The organism is Streptomyces xylophagus, assembly GCF_000716435.1.
Taxonomy (GTDB): Bacteria; Actinomycetota; Actinomycetes; order Streptomycetales; family Streptomycetaceae; genus Streptomyces; species Streptomyces xylophagus.
On sequence record NZ_JNWO01000017.1, the window covers coordinates 36,082 to 54,734 of the forward strand.

The 18,653-nt window shown below is 71.5% G+C and carries 11 protein-coding genes; 2 read left to right on the top strand and 9 right to left on the bottom strand.

Annotation, left to right across the window (positions count from 1 at the left end; genetic code table 11):
• The first annotated feature begins 123 nt into the window (after positions 1–123).
• Positions 124–1,851 carry a glycosyltransferase family 39 protein gene (locus tag OO70_RS32760; protein WP_051741852.1) on the top strand — a complete coding sequence of 576 codons (1,728 nt, stop codon included), beginning with the start codon at positions 124–126 and terminating at the stop codon, positions 1,849–1,851.
• Here the strand turns inward: OO70_RS32760 and OO70_RS32765 are convergent.
• Entirely contained in the window at positions 1,808–2,284 is a 477-nt protein-coding gene (locus OO70_RS32765) for a MarR family winged helix-turn-helix transcriptional regulator (RefSeq protein ID WP_043679269.1), read from the bottom strand. The genes OO70_RS32760 and OO70_RS32765 overlap by 44 nt on opposite strands.
• Positions 2,285–2,414: 130 nt before the next feature.
• Between OO70_RS32765 and OO70_RS32770 the strand changes: the two genes are divergently transcribed.
• Positions 2,415–2,828 carry an organic hydroperoxide resistance protein gene (locus tag OO70_RS32770; RefSeq protein WP_019056748.1) on the top strand — a complete coding sequence of 138 codons (414 nt, stop codon included), beginning with the start codon at positions 2,415–2,417 and terminating at the stop codon, positions 2,826–2,828.
• Positions 2,829–2,901: 73 nt separating this feature from the next.
• Here OO70_RS32770 and OO70_RS32775 read toward each other — a convergent pair whose 3' ends face one another.
• From OO70_RS32775 to OO70_RS32810, 8 genes are all read right to left on the bottom strand, one after another.
• On the bottom strand, positions 2,902–4,194 hold the full coding sequence (locus OO70_RS32775; RefSeq protein ID WP_051741853.1) for a hypothetical protein: 1,293 nt from the start codon (positions 4,192–4,194) through the stop codon (positions 2,902–2,904).
• Positions 4,191–6,413 carry a bifunctional glycosyltransferase/CDP-glycerol:glycerophosphate glycerophosphotransferase gene (locus tag OO70_RS32780; RefSeq protein ID WP_043679272.1) on the bottom strand — a complete coding sequence of 741 codons (2,223 nt, stop codon included), beginning with the start codon at positions 6,411–6,413 and terminating at the stop codon, positions 4,191–4,193. Before OO70_RS32780 ends, OO70_RS32775 begins: the two co-directional genes overlap by 4 nt.
• A gap of 7 nt (positions 6,414–6,420) precedes the next feature.
• Positions 6,421–8,607, bottom strand: coding sequence for a bifunctional glycosyltransferase/CDP-glycerol:glycerophosphate glycerophosphotransferase (locus OO70_RS32785; protein WP_043679275.1), 2,187 nt, complete (start codon positions 8,605–8,607; stop codon positions 6,421–6,423).
• A gap of 153 nt (positions 8,608–8,760) precedes the next feature.
• Complete coding sequence (locus tag OO70_RS32790) at positions 8,761–11,019, bottom strand: bifunctional glycosyltransferase/CDP-glycerol:glycerophosphate glycerophosphotransferase (RefSeq protein ID WP_043679278.1); 2,259 nt, start codon at positions 11,017–11,019, stop codon at positions 8,761–8,763.
• A 154-nt stretch (positions 11,020–11,173) separates the two neighbouring features.
• Positions 11,174–12,082 carry a carbohydrate ABC transporter permease gene (locus tag OO70_RS32795; RefSeq protein WP_043679281.1) on the bottom strand — a complete coding sequence of 303 codons (909 nt, stop codon included), beginning with the start codon at positions 12,080–12,082 and terminating at the stop codon, positions 11,174–11,176.
• A complete protein-coding gene (locus tag OO70_RS32800) occupies positions 12,079–13,419 on the bottom strand; it encodes a carbohydrate ABC transporter permease (protein WP_078651653.1) in 1,341 nt (446 codons plus the stop codon). The genes OO70_RS32795 and OO70_RS32800 overlap by 4 nt, the downstream gene beginning before the upstream one ends.
• 7 nt (positions 13,420–13,426) lie before the next feature.
• Positions 13,427–14,812, bottom strand: coding sequence for an ABC transporter substrate-binding protein (locus tag OO70_RS32805; RefSeq protein WP_043679284.1), 1,386 nt, complete (start codon positions 14,810–14,812; stop codon positions 13,427–13,429).
• Between the two features lie 155 nt (positions 14,813–14,967).
• Complete coding sequence (locus OO70_RS32810; protein ID WP_043679287.1) at positions 14,968–18,576, bottom strand: FHA domain-containing protein; 3,609 nt, start codon at positions 18,574–18,576, stop codon at positions 14,968–14,970.
• Positions 18,577–18,653: the final 77 nt, after the last annotated feature.

Consider the following 18,653-nt stretch of genomic DNA (forward strand, 5'->3'; position numbering starts at 1 on the left):
AGCCGGGTGAATGCCGCAGGAATGCTAATACACCGTCAATCGTCGGTAAGAGCTTGCTAACAGTACAAAATCAGCCAGGTGGACAGCCAAGGTGAGGGTAAGAACGGGCGACGGACACGACCGATGCGACGGAGGCGTGCGGGGATCGTGGCCGTGGCCGTGCCGGTGGCCGTCATGCTCGCGCTGGGGCTGTGGGGGCTCGACCGCGGCGGCATGTGGGGCGACGAGGGCGTCACGTTCCTGGTCGGGCGGCGCACGGTGCCGCAGATCTGGCACCTGCTGCACGGCGTCGACGTGGTGCACGGCCTGTACTACCTCCTCATGCACGCCGTCCTCGCCGTCCACCCGGGTGAGGTGACCCTGCGCCTGCCGTCCGTCCTCGGCGCGGCGGCGACGGCCGGCCTGGTCGCCGCCCTCGGCGTACGCCTGGCCCGCCCCCGGGTCGGCCTCTGGGCCGGCCTGCTCTACGCGATCACCCCCCTCACCGGCCACTACGCCCAGGAGGGCCGGTCCTACGCCCTCGTCGCGGCGGGCGTGGCAGGCGCGACGCTGCTCCTGGTGCGGGCGCTCGAAGGACGATCGTGGTGGCCGTACGGCGCCGTCCTCGCCGTGACCTTTCTGCTGCACGAGTTCGCGGTCCTGGTGCTCTGCGCGCACGCGATCACGCTGGCGACGGCGCGGGTGCCCAGGGCGGTGTGGGCCGGCTGGGGCCGCGCGGCGGGTGTGGCGGCTGGTGTCCTGCTGCCGCTGGCCTGGGTGTCCCAGCGGCAGTCGGGGCAGGTGGCGTGGCTGCGGGTGCCGGACCGGGACACGACGGAACGCCTGGCCCGTGGCTTCCTCGCCGTCACCCCGACCGGGCTGGTCTTCTGGACCTCGGTCCTGCTGATCCTGGTCGGACTCGGCGCCGGACGGCTCACGTCGGTCGCGCTGCCGCTGCTGGTGGTACCGCCGGCGATCCTGCTGACGGTGTCGCAGTTCCGGCCGCTGTTCCACGAGCGGTATGTGCTGTACGCGCTGGCGGGGGCGCCGTTGCTGGTGGCGGCGGGGGCGGATCGGTTCATGGAGCTGGCGGGTCGGCTACGGCAGGGTGGCCGCCGTGTGCCGAGCGGTCGTCACGTGGCCGTCGCCCAAGCGGTGGCCGGGGTCGAAAGACACCCCCAGTTGGTGGGCGCCCTGACCACGAGCGCTCACCGCCCCGGAGCCGACCGTACGACCGGAGCGGCAAGCCGGCCGCCAGGTCCCCCGCAACCGCCCACCCGCTCGACTCCCGGCTCGCGCCGCTCACCTCACCGCACCCCCCTCGTCACCCTCGCCGGCGTCCTGGCCGTAGCCGTCCCCTTCCTCCACGGCCTCCCCGCCTACCGCAACGACCGCTCCGCGGCCCACCGCCCCGAGAATCTCGCCGCCGTCTCCGCCTTCGTAGGGCGTGAGATGCGGCCCGGCGACCCCGTGCTGTTCCTGCCGTCGTTCTGGCGGGTGACGGCGTCGGCGTATCCGGGACCGTTCCGCGGGGTCCGGGACCTGGCGCTGGTGGAGTCGGGGGCGAGGTCCGGGACGCTCAGCGGGCGTGAGGTGGGGCCGGGGGAGTTGCGGGAGCGGCTCGCCGGTGTGGACCGGGTGTGGATCGTCGCGCAGTCGAATCTGCTGCCGTCCCGCTGGGCTCCCGGCGATCCGACCGACCGGGTCAAACTCGACGTCGTGGACGGGGAGTTCGCGCGTCGGACGGAGTTCGTCAGCGGGCGCGTCAAGCTCGCCCTCTACATCCGCCGCATGCCCCCGCAGCCGGCGTCAGCAGCTGCACCGGTGTCTACGGCTGCTGCTCCAGCGTCGCCGAGTCCAGCGCGCCCGTGAGTTCGTCGAGGCGTTCGCGCAGCGCGCGGATCTCGTCGATGTCGAAACCGGTCGCGCCCATGATGCGACGCGGTACCTGAAGGGCGCGTTCGCGCAGGGCGACGCCCTCGTCGGTGAGCCGTACCTCCACCGAGCGTTCGTCGCGGGCGCTGCGCTCGCGCCGTACCAGACCCGCCGTCTCCAGCCGCTTGAGCAGCGGGGACAGGGTGCCGGAGTCGAGCCGCAGGTGTTCGCCCAGCTTCTTGACGGGCAGTTCGCCGTGCTCCCACAGCACCAGCATCACCAGGTACTGGGGATACGTGAGTCCGAGATCCTTGAGGATCACGCGGTAGACGCCGCCGAAGGCGCGCGACGCGGCGTTCAGCGAGAAGCAGATCTGCTGGTCGAGGCGGAGCCAGTCGGTGGTGGGAGCGGCGGCGGGAGTGGTGGTCATGTCTCCAGGATAGCGCGAGCGGGCCATTTAGTTGTGTGCAATTTAATTGTGTGCTCTACTGGTCGTCGTGAGGCGGTCCGGACACCCGGACCGGCCACCCCCGTAAAGACTTCCGAGAGGGATGGTTTCCATGGACGCGATCTACACCGCCGTAGCCACCGCCACCCACGGCCGTGACGGCCGCGCGGTCAGCAACGACGGCAAGATCGACCTTCAGCTCGGCATTCCGGTCGAGATGGGCGGCAACGGCCAGGGCACCAACCCTGAGCAGCTGTTCGCCGCCGGTTACGCCGCCTGTTTCGGCAGCGCCCTCGGCCTCGTGGGCCGGCAGGCCAAGGTCGACGTGACCGACGCCGCCGTGACCGCCGAGGTGGGCATCGGCAAGCAGGGCGAGGGCTTCGGCCTCAAGGTGACCCTGCGCGTCGAACTCCCCGACACCGTGGACGAGGCGACCGGCCGCAAGCTGGTCGAGACCGCCCACCAGGTCTGCCCCTACTCCAACGCCACCCGCGGCAACATCGAGGTCGACCTCGTCATCGAGTAGTCCCTACGACGCACAAGACCCCGGCGACGAGTGCTGATCACCTCGTCGCCGGGGTCGTCGGCGTGGTCCCGCTTCACCCCATCGAGTGAGCCTGCTCCCCGAGCCCCTGCCCTTGAGCCTGGACAGGCACCGGCACGACCGCCTTCCCCCGCACCACGCTCTCCAGCAACAAGGGCACCCCCACCACCGGCAACAGCCACACCAGCACGATCAGCCGCCCGCCCCACACGCTGATGTCCGGATGCGCGGCCTGCGTGAGAATCCCCGTGAACGCGGTCCCGATAAGGAACACCCCGAACGCCGGCCGCCGCAGCGCACCCCACACACCGGCGCCCAGCGCCGCCGCCAGCACCGGCTGCCACAGCTGCTGCCGCGTCCACTCCAGCCAGAAGTTCGCCTCCAGGTGCAGGAATTCGGGCCACAGGCGGGTGCGGTCGGGGCGGGCGTAGTGATCGGTGAGCAGGTCCTGAAGGCTGTCGGTCTGGGACGGATAGTGCAGCGCGCTCGCCAGAACCAGCGTGCCCAGCGCGGCAGTTGCGCCCAATGCGGCGACCGTCACCAACGCGCGCCCCGGAGCCCGCCCGCGCCGCCACCGTCCTACGGCGACCAGCGCGCCCGCGCCGGCCAGGCACAGCCCGAGGAACAGGGACTGCGAGTGCTTGACCGTGAAGAGAAGCAGCAGGGAACCGCCGACGAGGGCGAGCCCGGCACGCGTACGGCGCCCCTTCAGCACCAGCGCGCTACCCCACAGCGCCGCCAGCGTCAGGGCCGTCATCAGCCCCTCGGTCATCGGCCGCATCGCGGTCGTCCCGCACGGCAGCACGTAGTAGAGGGCCTGCCCGGTCAGCGCGAGCGGCACCGACACGGACAGCGTGCGCAGGATCAGGAAGACGAGGATCCCGCCCGCGACCGTGAGGACGACACTCGACGTCCACAGCCCCCAGACCGGACCGAGCGCCGTGACGAACGGCACGAGGAACACCGGGTATCCGGGCCGCACTTCGAAGATCCGCATGAACCGCTCCGAGGTGAACGGCGTGATGAACCCGTCCGTCTGCCCGGCCCGCAGCCGCGCGTCCACCCCTCGCCACTCCGCGTCCCGGCACTTCTTCGCGACCCGCGCGGCGGGGTCCTTGCCGTGGAAGTTCAGCGGGTTCACGCTCTGGTCGCGCCGTGCCGTCGCGCCCTGGCTCGCGCAGCTGTAGTCGATGGCGACGGTCGCGGCCTCGCGCTCGCTCGCGCCGCGCAGACTCAGCGCGTACGACAGGTAGTTCTTGGTGTCGGGGGTGGCCCGGCCGGTGACATTGGCGAGTTGGAGCACCGCGAACACGGCGGCCAGCACCAGCACCCAGGTGCGCGGCCTCATGAGGACGCCAACTGGTCGTGACCGGCGGCGGGGGAGGGGACCCGAGCAGCGGAGGCCTGCTCCGGCAGCCAGTTCTCCTCGCCCAGCAGCAGCGTCCGTACGACCCTCTCGGCGGCCCGCCCGTCGTCGAACTCGCAGTAGAGCGACCGGAATTCGGTCCGTAGCCGCTGCGCGTCCTCGTCTCGCCAGGCGCCCGAGGCGAACAGCCACGCCAACTCCCGGTAGGAACCCGACACATGGCCCGGAGGCGCGGCGGTGACGTCGAAGTAGGTGCCCCTGCTGGCCGCGTACGCCTCCCGGTCGTCGGCGTGGACGACGATCGGCCGGTCGAGGTTGGCGTAGTCGAACATCAGGGCCGAGTAGTCGGTGACCAGCGCGTCGGACGCCAACATGACGTCCTCGACGGAGGGTTCGTCGGTCGCGTCGACGAGGACACCTCGCCGGTGCAGGTCCGCGAGGCCGAGCCCGCGCGCCGGGCCGGTGGCGAGGGTGGGATGCAGGCGTACGACGAGGGTGTGGTCCGGGCCGAGATCCTCGGCGAACCGGGCCAGGTCCAGCCGGTCGACGTGCCCGCGCCTGCTGTACTCGCGGCGGGTCGGCGCGTACAGCACGACCGTGTGCTCGGCGGGGATGCCGAGCCGTTCCCGAACTGCCGCCCCGGCTCCCGGTGTTGCTCCGACCAGAACGTCATTGCGCGGGCTGCCCGTCCGCACCGACGCGAAGTGACACGGATACGCCCGCTCCCACACCAGTTCCGAGTGCCGGTTGGCGACCAGGCTGTAGTCCCAGCGGTCGGCGCGGCGCAGCATCTGCGGCACATCGACGCCGTAGCGGGCGCCGGGCTTGTCCAGCAGGTCGGCCGCCATGTACTTGAGCGGGGTGCCCTGGTGGGTGTGGATGTGGACGCTGCCGGGGCGCTTGGTGAGGGTGCCGGGCCAGTTGACGTTGTTCACGAAGTACGTGGCCCGCGCGGTGAGTTGGTGGTAGCGCGGGGTGTTGAGGAGGACGTGCTCGACGTCCGGCGGCAGCAGCGCGGCCTGTTCCGCGTCCTGCACGACCCACACGCCCCGGAGCTGCGGGGCGATCTCCTTCGCTTTGTAGTACACGGCGCCCGGGTCGCCGAGGACCCCGCGATGCGAAAAGGCCGAGTACACAACGAGGTTGGGGTCGAGGGAGCGGCGGGCGTGCAGCGCGGCCCAGCCGCCCTTGACGCGTCCGGCCGCCGCCTTGCGTGCCTGCAGCGCCCGTCGTTCGACCTGCCGGGCGGCCCGTCCCGCCTGCCGCCGGACCCGGTACTGCGCGTAACCGCCTTCCAGGGCACGGACTTCGGCGTCCACCGACGCCCCGGCCGGCTTGTGCTTGGCGAACAGTTCGGCCGTACGGCGGAAGAACTCGGCCTTGTCGGACGGGGGCAGTCGGTCCGGTTTGCCGAGGATGTCGAGACAGTGCTCGCCCATCTTGCGATGCAGGTAGGGGCGCCAACTCGCCAGCTCCGGGCGGGAGTCGACGAACGCGAAGACCCGCTCGTACTGGTCGTGGATGTCGAAGTGCTTGCGGCTGGTGGTGGACAGGATGTTGCCCTGCCGCCGCTGCCGGTAGTTGAGGCAGATCCGGTCGAGGGTGGCGATCCGCTCGGCGCTGAGCAGCACCGGGAACGTCCAGGGCGTGTCCTCGTAGTAGCCCGGCGGGAACTCGAAGGCGTTCTTGTGCACGAACTCTCGGCGGTACACCTTGTTCCACACGACCATCAACAGGTCGAGGATCTCCGGGTGTTCGGCGACCGTGAAGGTGTCGTCGACCTCCGTCAGGACGTGCGCGAGGACGTTGCGCCGGGTGCCGCCCCACCAGTAGGTGCGCGCGTAGTCGAAGACCAGCACGTCCGGGTCGCCGCTCGCGTCGAGCCGGTCGGCCATCGCGCGCAGGGCGCCCGGGGTGAGGGTGTCGTCGCTGTCGAGGAAGAAGAGGAAGTCGCCGGTGGCCAGGGGCATTCCGGCGTTGCGGGCGCGGCCGAGGCCGACGTTCTCCGGCAGGTGCAGCACCTGTACGCGCGGGTCGCGGGCCGCGTACTCGTCGAGGATCGCGCCGCAGCCGTCCGGCGAGCAGTCGTTCACGGCGATCACCTCGATGTCCCGGTAGGACTGCTCCAGGACCGAGTCGAGGCACTCGCGCAGAAAGCCCTGCACCTTGAAGACGGGGACGATGACGCTGAAGCGGGGCACTTCGGGTTCAGCTCCTTACGAGGGTGGCGGCGGGGGCCGGTACGCGCTCCGCGAGCGGGATCACGGGCGGGATCGCCTCCGGCGGCGCACCGAGGAACACCCGGCGTACGACCCGCTCGGCGGCCAGCCCGTCGTCGAACTCGCAGAAACGGGCGCGGAATTGATCCCTGAGCGCCTTGGACTCCGCCCCCGCGTACGAGCCGTCGCGGAACACCTGCGCCAATTCCTCGGGCGTGCGCGTGACCGGTCCCGGCGGCGCCTCCATGAGGTCGAAGTAGACGCCCCGTGTCTCCCGGTAGACCTCCCAGTCGTCGGCGTACACGACGATCGGCCGGTCGAGGTTCGCGTAGTCGAACATGATCGACGAGTAGTCCGTGACCAGCGCGTCGGCGGCCAGGCACACGTCCTCCGAGGAGCGGTGCCCGGTCACGTCGATGATCCGGCCGCTGCTCTTCGCCCGGCCCTGGTCGTAGAAGTAGTGGGCGCGCAGCAGCACGACCACGTCCTCACCGGCCGCCGCGCAGAAGGCCTCCAGGTCGAGCCCGGTGTCGAAGCCGGTCTGATAGTCGCGGTGGGTGGGCGCGTACAGGACGGCGGTCTTGCCCTCCGGGACGCCCAACTCCCGCCGTACGCGGGCCACATCGTCGGCGGTCGCCGTGTAGAAGACGTCGTTGCGCGGATAGCCGTACTCCAACGCCTCGTACGAGCCCGGGAAGGCGCGCTCCCACATCTGGGTGGAGTGGCGGTTGGAGGAGATGTTGTAGTCCCAACGGTCCACCCGGCCCAGCAACTTGGCGAAGCTGCCGGTCGCGGCGGCCACGACCGGGTACGTCGACTGGTCGACGCCCATCTTCTTCAGCGGGGTCCCGTGCTGCGTCTGGACGTGCACGCTGCCGCGCCGCTTGACGACACCCTCGGCGAAGTTGGCGTTGTTCACCAGGTACTTGGCGCGGGCCAGCACCTCCCAGTACTTCCGGCTGCCGATCACGGCGTGCTCGACGCCCTTCGGTACGGCGTCCACCGCGTCCGGCTCGACCAGGAACACCGAGCGGATCTGCGGGGCGAGTTGGCTCGCCTTGGCGTGGATCGCGGCGGGGCTGCACGCGTAGCCGCGGCCCCAATAGGCGCAGTAGACAGCCAGGTTGGGGTCGAGTCGGCGGCGCAGGGCGCGGGCGTAGAGGATGCGGGTGCGGAGCATGCGGGGGCGCGGGACCCGCTCGGCCGCTCCCGACGCCGACCGGTTGGCGCCGCGCAGCGCCCGGAACGCCGAGTACGCCCCCGACGCCAGCAACCGGTGCTGAACTCCCAGGCTCCCGCCCGGCGTACGGAAGCCAGCGGGCCGGTGCGTGCGGTACAGCCGGCCCGCCCGGCGGAAGAAGGCGCGGTGCCCAGAGGGGAGCCGCTCGGGCCGGGAGGCAGTCTTCAGCACCACCGCGAAGAGCTGCTCGAAGAGAGCGCCGGACAGCTCGCTCCCGGCGGCACGCGTCAGCACCATGTCGACCTGGTCGAGGAGTTGGTGATGGTGCTCGCCCGGCAGGTTGAGCCGGCTGCCCTGCCGGCGCAGCAGATGCCGTACGACCACCGAGCGCAGCACCGCCACTCGCTCGGCGGCGACGGTGACCAGGCCGCCCCAGCCGAGGTCCGTGAACGGGCCTTCGGGGAAGGTGAGTTGGTGGTCGGTGAGGAAGGCGCGGCGGTAGGCCGCGCTCCATGCCGGGAGCTGTACGCCCGTCAACTGCGGTGCCTGCGCGGGGGAGAAGGCACCGGCCGGGGTCTTCGCCAGCAACGGGGCGGCCGGGTTGGTGGGCTCGCCCTCCCACCACGGGGTCCGCTCGTGCTCGAAGTACAGGACGTCGACGTCGCCGGTCTCCGTCAGCCGGGCGTCCAACGCGGCCAGCGCGCCCGGGGCGAGGGTGTCGTCGCCGTCCAGGAACAGGACGTGGGCGCCGGTCGCCGCCCGCAGCCCGGTGTTGCGTGCCCCGCTGAGGCCTGCGGACGGCGGTGAGTGCACCGGGGCCACCCGGGAGTCCCGTCCGGCGTGATCGTCGGCGACATCGGCGGCCGGGGAGCCGGGGGCGTCGCAGACCGGGATCAGCTCGAAGTCGCCGTAGGACTGCGCGAGGACCGAGTCCAGGGCCTGGGAGAGCCGGCCGGCGACCCCGTGGGACGGGACGATGATGCTGAAGCGGGGCATTCTGTTCTTTCTCCAGTGGGCCGGAGGGGAGGTTCCGGGTCAGTGCGCGCGGCAGACCCCGGGGCGTCCGGTCGGGCGCCAGGTGGTCGGGCGGGTTGGTGTGGGTCGCGAGGGGCTTGACGGCATGCGAACTCCCCGGTGTGGGAACGGCGTTCAGAGGCGGTCGGTGACGGGCTGGGACGTGGTGGGCTGTGGCACGGTGGCGAGCGGGGAGCGCGTGCGGCTCGCGGCGGGGGACGGGACCGGGTGGCGGTCGGCGAGCGGGACGACCGGCGGGAGGTCGGTTTCGCCCAACACCACGTGGCGTACGACCCGTTCGGCGGCGCGGCCGTCGTCGTAGGGGCAGAAGCGTTCGCGGAACGCGGTGCGCAGCTGGGTCGAGCGGGAGCCGCGCCAGTGGTCGGTCGCGAAGATGTCGATCAGTTCGTCCTCGCTGCGCGCGACCGCGCCCGGCGGGAAGGCGCGCAGGTCGAAGTAGGTCCCGCGGGCCGCCTCGTAGGCCTCCCAGTCGTCGGCGTGGATGACGATCGGGCGGTCGAGGTTGGCGTAGTCGAACATCAGGGACGAGTAGTCGGTGACCAGCGCGTCCGAGGCCAGGCACAGCGATTCGACGCTGGGATGATCGGTGACGTCGATGATCCGGCCGGACGCGGGGGCGAGGGGACCCTCGTGCCAGTAGTGGGCGCGGGCCAGCACCACGAAGCGCGGGCCGAGGCGGCGCAGGACGCGGTCGAGGTCGATGTGGGCGCGCTGGGTGCGGCGGTAGTCGCGGTGGGTCGGCGCGTAGAGGAGGGCGATGGCGTCCTGCGGGATGCCGAGGGACTCGCGCAGGCGGTGCACGTCGGCCGAAGTCGCCTGCTGGAACACGTCGTTGCGGGGATAGCCGTAGGCGAGCGTGGTGTAGCTGCCGGGGTAGACCCGCTCCCAGGTCAGGGTGGTGTGGCGGTTGGGGGACAGGACGTGGTCCCACTTGTCGACGCCCTTGAGGAGTTCGCCGAAGTCCATGTCCCGTGCCGCCGCCGGGCGTTCCTGGAGGTCGAGGCCCATGTGCTTGAGCGGGGTGCCGTGTTGGGTCTGGATCATCACCTGGCCGGGGCGCTTGACCAGCCGGCGGTCGAAGTTGACGTTGTTCACCAGGTACTTGGAGCGGGCCAGCGCCGTCCAGTAGGCGGCGGTGTTCGGGCGCAGCCTGCGCGTCGCGGCCGGGATCGTGTGGTGGTGCTCGGGACGGGCGATCCACGCGGTGCGGATGTGCGGGGCGTGGGTGCGGAACGCGGTCTCCAGCGCGCCCGGGTTGCAGCTGTGGCCGCGCCCCCAGTAGGCGGCGAACACCGCGCGATTCCGTAGCGGGAGCCGGAGTTGGACCCGGTAGTGCACCTGGAGGACGGCCGCCCTGAGGGTGCGCAGCAGCTTGGCGGTGAGCTTGACCGCGCTGCGGCGCCAGCTCATCGCCCGCTGCACGGCCCGGAACGTGCGGTGGACGCCGAAGTGCACGAACGTGTGCCGCATCCGGGTGCGCACCGGGACCGTGCTGCCGGGGATGCGGTAACGCCGGTAGTGGGCACGGGCCTTGCGCAGGAACTCGGCGCGGGTGCCGCGCGGCAGCCGGTCCGGCTTGGTGAACACCGTCGCCAGATGGTCGACCATGCGGCGGAACAACACCGGCCGCCACTGGGCGAGTTCGGGGCGCGCGTCGACGAACGCGAAGACCCGGTCGTACTGGTCGAAGACGTCGAAGTGCTTACGGCTGGTCGTGCCGAGGATGTTGCCCTGGCGGCGCTGGCGGTAGTGGACGCAGACCCGGTCGAGGGTCGCGATCGTCTCCGCCGCCATCAGGACCGGGTAGGTCCACGGGGTGTCCTCGTAGTAGCCGGGCGGGAAGGCGAAGCCCTCGCGCTCGACGAACTCCCGCCGGTACGCCTTGTTCCAGGCGACCATGATGACCCGGAGGAGCCCGGGGCGGTCCTCCAGCCGGAAGGGGGCCGGGCCTTGTTCGGTCAACTGGGCGGCGACCTTGTTGCGTTGGGCCTCCCCCGACCAGAAGGTGCGGGCGTAGTCGAAGACCAGGACGTCCGGCTCGCCGGTCTCCTTGACGCGGTCCGCGATCGAGCGCAGCGCGTCGGGTGTGAGCGTGTCGTCGCTGTCGAGGAAGAGCAGATAGTCGCCGGTCGCTTCCTCCAGACCGGCGTTGCGGGCGCGGCCGAGGCCCTGGTTCTCGGGAAGGTGGACGGCGCGTACGCGGGCGTCGCGGGCCGCGAACTCGTCGATGATCGCGCCGCAGGCGTCCGGCGAGCAGTCGTCGACCGCGATCAACTCCAGATCGGGATACGACTGGGAGAGCACCGATTCCAGGCATTCGTGCAGGTACGCCTGGACCTTGTACGCGGGGACAATGACACTGAACCTGGGCAAGGGACATCCATGGGTCGGTCGGCGCGGGCGTTCTGCCCGGGAACGGCCGATGGAGTGACTTGGTTACGCCCCGTACGGCATACGGGGGACGCACGGTGAACGCGAAGGGGCGGGCCGGTGACGGCCCACCCCTTGAACTATGTGCGGTTTATTACTATTTGACCGCGCCCGCCATGACACCGGACACGAACTGCCGCTGGAACGCGAAGAACACGGCCAGCGGGATCACCATGGAGATGAACGCACCGGGTGCCAGCACGTCGATGTTGTTGCCGAACTGGCGTACCTGCGTCTGCAGTGCGACCGTGATCGGCTGCGTGCTGGACTTGGTGAACACCAGCGCGACCAGCATGTCGTTCCACACCCACAGGAACTGGAAGATGCCCAGGCTCGCGATCGCGGGCCCGCCGAGCGGCATCACGACCCGCGCGAACAGCCGCAGTTCACCGGCGCCGTCCAGCCGGGCCGCCTCCAGCAGTTCGCGTGGGATCTCCGCGAAGAAGTTCCGCAGCAGGAACACCGCGAACGGCAGCCCGTAGCCGACATGGAACAGGATCACCCCGAAGATGGTCCCGAACAGGCCGAGTTTGCCGAAGAGTTCGGCGATCGGGATCAGCGCGACCTGCACCGGCACGACCAACAGGCTGACCACGCCCAGGAACCACCAATCACGGCCCGGGAACTCCATCCACGCGAACGCGTAGCCCGCGAGCGAGCCGATCACCACGACGAGGATCGTCGCCGGGACGGTGATCAGGACGGTGTTCCACAGCGAGTTGGTGATGTCGCTGTTCTCCAGCAGCGTCTTGTAGCTGTGGAAGGTGAGTTGGGAGGGCTGGCTGAAGACCTTCCACCAGCCGCTCGCGCTCATGTCCTCCGGTGAGCGCAGTGAGGACAGCAGCAGCCCGATCGTGGGGACCAGCCAGAACAGGCCGACGACGATCAGGAACACCCGGACCAGCCCGCCGCTCACCGCCCCCGCGATCCGCTCGCCGAGCGACTCCCGCGCCTTGACGGCCTCAACCGGCGCCGCGTTCCCCAGAGTTCCGGCTTCCGTGGTCATCGCCGCACCTCCCGCCTGAGCCGCCGCACATTGAAGAGCATGACCGGAATCACCAGCAGCAGCAGGAACACCGAGATCGCGCTGGCGATCCCCGGCTGGTCCTCCGAGAAGCCCTTCCGGTACAGCTCCAGGGCCAGCACGTTCGCGTCGTCCTGGGAGGAGCCCGGGGCGATGATGAAGACCAGGTCGAAGATCTTCAGCACGTTGATCATCAGCGTGACGACGACGACCGCGAGCACCGGCGCCAGCAGCGGCACCGTGACCCGCCGGAACACCTGCCACTCGTTGGCGCCGTCGACGCGAGCCGCCTCCAACAACTCCCTCGGCACCCCCGCGAGCCCGGCCGCGATCAGCACCATCGCGAACCCGGCCCACATCCACACGTACGACCCGATGATGGCCGGCGTCACCAGCGACGGGCCCAGCCATTCCACACCGTTGTACGGCGCCTTGAAGTTGCTTGCCGGGAGCCGGAGTTGGGCCCCGTCGGCCTTCGCGGGCAGCGTGAAGGTGCCGTCGCCCGCGGCCTTCGTCGAGGCGACCATCTTGCCGTCCTTGACCGCCTCGATCTTCATCCCCCCGTAGCCGAGCTCGGACGGGTCGACCCCGCCGAGCTTGCCGACGCCCTTGCCGCGGGTGAAGTCCTGCCAGGTCGTGCCGGTGATCTTCCCCGGTTCGGCCTTCGCGGCTACGGCCTTCTTCGCGCTGCCGGGCATCTGGTCGGGGGCGACGCCGACCAGCGGGAGCGTGATCGTCTGGCCGGTGTGGACCGTCGTACTGGTGATGAAGCCGCCGTGGTCCGCCTTGAGCGGGGATTCCCGGCCCGGGTGGGCGTTGGGGAACGCCGACGACGAGGCGAACGTGTCGTGGACGCCGACCCAGACCGCGTTGGCGACCCCCTTGTGCGGGTCCTGGTCGTAGACGAGGCGGAAGATGATGCCGGCGGCCAGCATGGAGATCGCCATCGGCATGAAGACGACCAGCTTGAACGCCGTTCCCCAGCGCACCCGTTCGGTCAGCACCGCGAAGATCAGGCCGAGGGCGGTGGCGACCGTCGGCGCGAACACCACCCAGATGACGTTGTTCTTCAGGGCGGTGCGGATGCCGTCGTCGGTGAACAGGGCCTTGTAGTTGTCGAATCCGGCGAAGCCGTCGCCGGCCTGGTTGCCGAAGCTGCGGACCAGCGAGTACCCGATCGGGTAGACCACGAGCGCGCCGAGCAGCACCAGGGCGGGCAGCAGGAACAGCACTGCCACGGTCCTGCGCGTGCCGGTCACGCTCTTGCGGTTGCGGGGAGGGACGGAGGCCCCGGGGGCCTCCGCCGCTGCCGATGCCATCTCGGGCTCAGCTCCCGCTCGCGTACGCCGCCGCCGCGTCCTTCTCCAACTGCGCCTGCGTACCCGCGATGTTCGTGGGGTTCTTCAGGAAGTCCTGGAGGTCCTTCCACTCGCCCTTGCCGGGGGTGCCGCCGAAGGCCTGCGGGGCCTGGTCGGACATGTCGAAGCGGAAGTCGTCACCGGCCGCGATGAGCGACTTGGCGATCTTCTGCTGCACCGCGTTCGGGTACGCGGAGTCCGGCACGTTCTTGTTGGGGGAGAGGTAGCCGCCGAGCTTCGCCTGGATCGTCGCCGCGTCCGGGGAAGCCAGGAACGTGGCGAGGGCCTGGGCCGCCTTGGAGTCCTTCAGGATGACGGCCGCGTCGCCGCCGGAGACCACAGGCGCGGCGGAGCCCACCGCCGGGAACGGGAACACCTTCGCGTCCGTGCCCACCTTCGCCTTGGTCTCACCGATGTTGACCTGCACGAAGTCGCCCTCGTAGACCATCGCGGACTTCGGCTGGTCGCCGCCGGTGAACGTCTGCGTGACGGAGGCGGGGAACTCGGTCTGCAGCGCGCCGTTCTGACCGCCCGCGATGTAGGCCTTCTTGCCCCAGATCTGGGCGAGCGTGGTGAGGGCCTCCTTCACGGAGGGGTCCGTCCACTTGATCTTGTGCTGGGCGAGCTGGTCGTACTTCTCCGGCCCGGCCTGCGACAGATACACGTTCTCGAACCAGTCGGTGAGCGGCCAGCCGTCCGCGCCCGCGACCGAGAACGGGGTGACTCCGGAGTCGTAGACCGTCTGCGCGGTGGTCAGCAACTCCTGCCAGGTCTTGGGTTCCTTGGCGCCCGCGTTCGCGAAGACCTTCGCGTTGTACCAGATCAGCGACTTGTTGGCGGCCTTGTAGTACACGCCGTACTGCTTGCCGTCGACCTTGCCGATGTCCTGCCAGCCCTGCGAGTAGTTCTTCTGCAACTCCGCGATCGCCTCGGGTCCGAGGGGCTTGGCCCACTTCTTGTCGACGGCCTGCTTGATGGCGCCGGGCTGCGGGAGCATCGCGACGTCCGGCGGCTGGCCGCCCGCGACCTTCGAGCCGAGGAAGTTGATGATCGGGTCCTGGGCGGGCACGAAGGTGACCTTGGCGCCCGTGCGCTTCTCGAACTCCGCGAGGACCGCCTTGAAGTTCTTCTGCTCGGCACCCGTCCACACGGCGGCCACTTCGAGGCTCGCGCCGTTCAGCTTGGGCAGGGTGACCGTGCCGGTGCTCTCGGAAGGGGTGCTGGATTTGCCGTTGTCGCTCTTGTTGTCACTGCCACCGCAAGAGGTGAGCGAGAGCGCCAGTGCTCCCGCGGCGACAACTGCCGCTGTACGTACGGTTATGCGTGTCCGGTATGTGCTGCTCGTGCTGCGCATCACTGCCCCGTTCTTCGTTCCTCGTCGAACGCTCGAACGCTTCCGTGCGCACTGGTCTACGCCCGGTACTTGAAGGCGGCAAGATGGCGTCCGCTGTCAAGACCGGGATCGTGACTGGGTCGTGACGTGGGGTTGTGTGGGCAAGCTGTGAACGATCAGAGGAGCGACGGCACCTCCGCCGCCGACACCGAACGCGTGGCCCGCTCCAGCGCGCTGGCCAGGAGCGCCAAGTCCGTGGGCCCGTTGCCCAGTTCGCGGACCGGGCGGCGGGCCGGGGGGTCGCCCATGCGCTGCCACTCCAGCGGGACGACCGTGGGGCGCAGTGTCGCCGTGCGCGGGATACGGCCCGTGACCCGGCCGCCCTGGAAGGGGGTCGCCCGGCCGTCCGGGAGGGTCAACCGGCCGCGCCCCGGGGCCGGTTCGTCCGGGCCCTGGGTCGTCGCGTCGAGCGTGACGCGGAGCGTGGCGTGCCGGGCCGGTTCCGTCTCGGACGTACGGGCGTCCAGCGCGGCCGCCGCGACCAGGTGCACGCCGAGTCGCTCGCCCTCGCGGGCCACCGCCTCCAGCGCGCGTATGACCGAGCCCGCAGCTGGGCGCCCGGGGGAGCCCAGCGGGGGTTTCACCAGCGCGTCCAGGTCGTCGACCACCACGACCAGCCGGGGCAACGGCGGTGCTGCCTCGGTCTGTTGACGGGCCGCCGCCGAGGGCCGCAGCCGGATCGTCGCACTCGGCGGGCTCTCCAGATCCCCGGCGCCCGACGTGCCGCGCTGGGAGATGATCCGGCCCGACATCTCGTGCCGCGAGTGCCACTCGGCGAAGCCGATCCGGCCCAGCAACTCGGCCCGCCGCTTCAGCTCGGAGCTCAGGGACTGCGCGAACTCCCGCATTCGTACAGGGTCGTTGGCGGTGAGATGCGTGGTGACATGCGGTACGTCCGTGCAGACCCGCAGGCCCTCGCCGTGACCGCCGCTCGCCCCGACACTGTCCCGGCCGTCCATCAGCACGATGCCCAGCCGGTCGGGGCGCTCGGCGGCGGCGAGCGAGGCGACCACCGCCCGCAGCAACTCCGTACGACCACTGCCGGGCGGGCCCTCGATCAGCAGGTGCGGTCCCTCGGCGGCGAGGTCCGCGGTGACCGGCCCGCGCGGACCGGCGCCGAGCACCGCCCAAGCCCGCCCGCCGAGCGCGTCCTTGTCGTCGCCGGCGTCCGCCCAACGCGTCAGCAGGGACGCCGGGGTGGCCCGGGCCAGCCCCAACTCGTCGAGCAGCCGCGCGGATTGGGGCAACGGCGCCGACACACGCGTGTGCCGCTCGCCCGCCGGACCGTCCGCCCGGAGCGGAGCCAGCGCCCGCGCGAACCGCTCGGCCCAGGCCAGCGATACCGCGTCCACCGCGGCCACGGTGCCTTGGCCGACGGGGCCGGAGGCGGAGGGGCCGGAGTCCGTCTGGTCGGGCCGAGACGCCTCTGTGCCGAGCCGTGACGCCCCCGTGCCGCCGTGCGCGACCCGCAGTACCCGCAGTGCCGTCGCGACATCACCGCTGAGCAGCCCGACCGCCCCGCACTCCCGGAACGTCGGCGCCGCCGCGCATGCCGCCTCGTACGTCTCCGTCACGGGCGACGCGGGCGAGGCCGGCTCCGTCTCGGCGAGACACACGACGTGGATACCGGCCCGGGGCCCGTCATGGGCCAGCCGCGCCACCGCCTCGCGCACATCGGCTCCACCGGGGTCACCGTCCACCACGAGCACGGTGTACGGCCCCACGAAGCCGTCCACCGAGCCGTCACCGTCGTCGGTGCGGGCCCAGGAGGGACGGTGGGCGGCGCCGCGAACCTGGTCGGCGGGCTCGGTGTCGGCGGGGCGCGGTCGGGTGGCGCCGGAGGCCGGGTCGTCGAAGGCGCCCGAGGGGTCGGAAGTGCCGGACCGGTGGTGGTGGGCGTCGTCGCTGGTGCTGTACGTGGTCGTCGCTCCACGCTGACGGCGGTCGTCGGCTGCATGCCGTGCGGTGCCGGTCCCCAACTGGCCCTCTGCCGAGCCGAGTTGTGAGGAGACGCCCGGCTGGGAGGACATCCCCGACTGCCCCTCCGTCGAGCCGCGCTGTGCGCCGATGCCCGGGGTGCGCCGGCCGGAGGCGCCGGACGTGACGGTCGGCCGACCCGTGCCGTGCGTGTCGGCCGCGTGGTCCTCCAGGCGGCGGAGGAGTTCGTCGGTACGGGCCGTGGCCTGCTCGCGGTCGTAGGCAAGGAGGAGACGGCAGTCCTGGCCGTGTCCGGGGCGCAGATGCGGCAGCCAGCCGAGCCAGGACCACTCGGCGGTGCGCTCGGCCACGGTACGCGCGCGGTCCGTGCTGATCAGCACGATCTCCAGGGCGTCAGGCGAGTGCAGCGCGGCGAGCTGGGCCACCACCGCGCGGGCCAGCCCCGAGAGCCGCGCGCGCGGACCGGCCAGGCCCAGCGCGCCGACCTCGCGCAGCCCGGAGGTCACCGGCACCGCGGGCAGCAGTGCCGAGCCGTCAGGTGTCGCCCGGTCCGCCGTACCGAGCCGCACGGTGAGCGCCTCGGGGTGACCGGGGGCGCGCTCCCACAGCCGGGGTCCCGGGCCCAGGGCGGTGAGCAGCAGGGCCGCCGGGTCGGGCCAGGTGTCCGGCTGCTGGGGGACGACGGGCGGGGGCGGCACGCTCTCGTCGGCGCCCTCCTCGTCGTACGAGCCGCCGTATGCCGAGCCGTACGCCGACTCGGAGTCCTCGGCGGTCGGCTCGCCGCGTCCGCCCGTCAGACGGCGTGCCCACTTGCCGATGCCACCGCGCCTGCGCACACCCGGCGGCACGTCGGTGCCACGGAGAGGGGTGCCCTTGCGTCCGTCGTGGTCGCCGGAGTCGTCGTCGGTGGGGATGCGGGAGGTCGTCGTACGAGCGGAGAACGCGTCCTCGGTGTCGCCGTCCTCAAGAGCCTCGCCGAACACCCCGAAGCGGCCGGCGTGGGTGTCCCCGCCGTCGTGGACGACGCGGTGCTCGATGCTCGGGGCGCTGCCCTGGCCCGGCACCACGAGCGGTTCACTGCGCGGTGCGGCCGGGTTTCCGGGGGACACGCGCACGTGGCCCTCGCCGTCGGGGGCCGTCTCGGCGCGCGCTCCCGAGCCGCCGGACGGGGTCAGCCGCAGGGCCGACTCGCCGATGCGCAGCAGCGCGCCCGGGGCGAAGCGCACCGGGCGGGTGCCCACGCGCGTGCCCGCCAGGGTCGTGCCGTTCGTCGAGCCGAGGTCGGCGACCGAGACGCGGCCACCGGGGTCGACCGTGACCGCGCAGTGCAGCCGGGACACGTCCGGGTCGTCCAAGGGGACGTCGGCGTCGGCGGAGCGGCCGATGTGGATCTGACCGCCGTGCAGGAGGTGCACCCCGCCCGCGTCCGGCCCGGCGACCACATGGAGCTGGGTCGGGGCGTCGTCCAGCTCGGGATGCGCCTCGGGCTCGGCGGGGGTGCCCAGGGACAGCACCGCGCCGTCCGTCAGCGGCGGCTCGCCGAGGGTGCAGCGCTGGGTGTCGAGGCGCTCCACGCCCGCGTACAGCACGATCGGGCCGCCGGACTCGCGGCTCCGCTCGGGCTGGGACGCCGCCGCGTCGGCGGAGACCGCCGAGGCCAGCGCCGAGGCCACCGCGGCCAGGGCCGTGCCGGCGGGCGCGGTGACCAGCACATCGCAACTCGCGAGGCGGCCCCGCGGCTGCGCGGGCGGCCCCAACGGGTCTACGACGGTCAGCCGGATCTGCATCGCCGTCAGCGGTCCCTTCTGCCCGGGCAGAGGTTTCCCCCCACCCCAACACGAGCACATCGGCCAGTACTGCACGC

What these genes read in the sequence shown, in the direction of transcription:
- OO70_RS32760 (WP_051741852.1), top strand. Translation starts at nt 124, where the DNA reads ATGCGACGGAGGCGTGCGGGGATCGTGGCCGTGGCCGTGCCGGTGGCC.
- OO70_RS32765 (WP_043679269.1), bottom strand. Translation starts at nt 2,284, where the DNA reads ATGACCACCACTCCCGCCGCCGCTCCCACCACCGACTGGCTCCGCCTC.
- OO70_RS32770 (WP_019056748.1), top strand. Translation starts at nt 2,415, where the DNA reads ATGGACGCGATCTACACCGCCGTAGCCACCGCCACCCACGGCCGTGAC.
- OO70_RS32775 (WP_051741853.1), bottom strand. Translation starts at nt 4,194, where the DNA reads ATGAGGCCGCGCACCTGGGTGCTGGTGCTGGCCGCCGTGTTCGCGGTG.
- OO70_RS32785 (WP_043679275.1), bottom strand. Translation starts at nt 8,607, where the DNA reads ATGCCCCGCTTCAGCATCATCGTCCCGTCCCACGGGGTCGCCGGCCGG.
- OO70_RS32795 (WP_043679281.1), bottom strand. Translation starts at nt 12,082, where the DNA reads ATGACCACGGAAGCCGGAACTCTGGGGAACGCGGCGCCGGTTGAGGCC.
- OO70_RS32800 (WP_078651653.1), bottom strand. Translation starts at nt 13,419, where the DNA reads ATGGCATCGGCAGCGGCGGAGGCCCCCGGGGCCTCCGTCCCTCCCCGC.
- OO70_RS32805 (WP_043679284.1), bottom strand. Translation starts at nt 14,812, where the DNA reads ATGCGCAGCACGAGCAGCACATACCGGACACGCATAACCGTACGTACA.
- OO70_RS32810 (WP_043679287.1), bottom strand. Translation starts at nt 18,576, where the DNA reads ATGCAGATCCGGCTGACCGTCGTAGACCCGTTGGGGCCGCCCGCGCAG.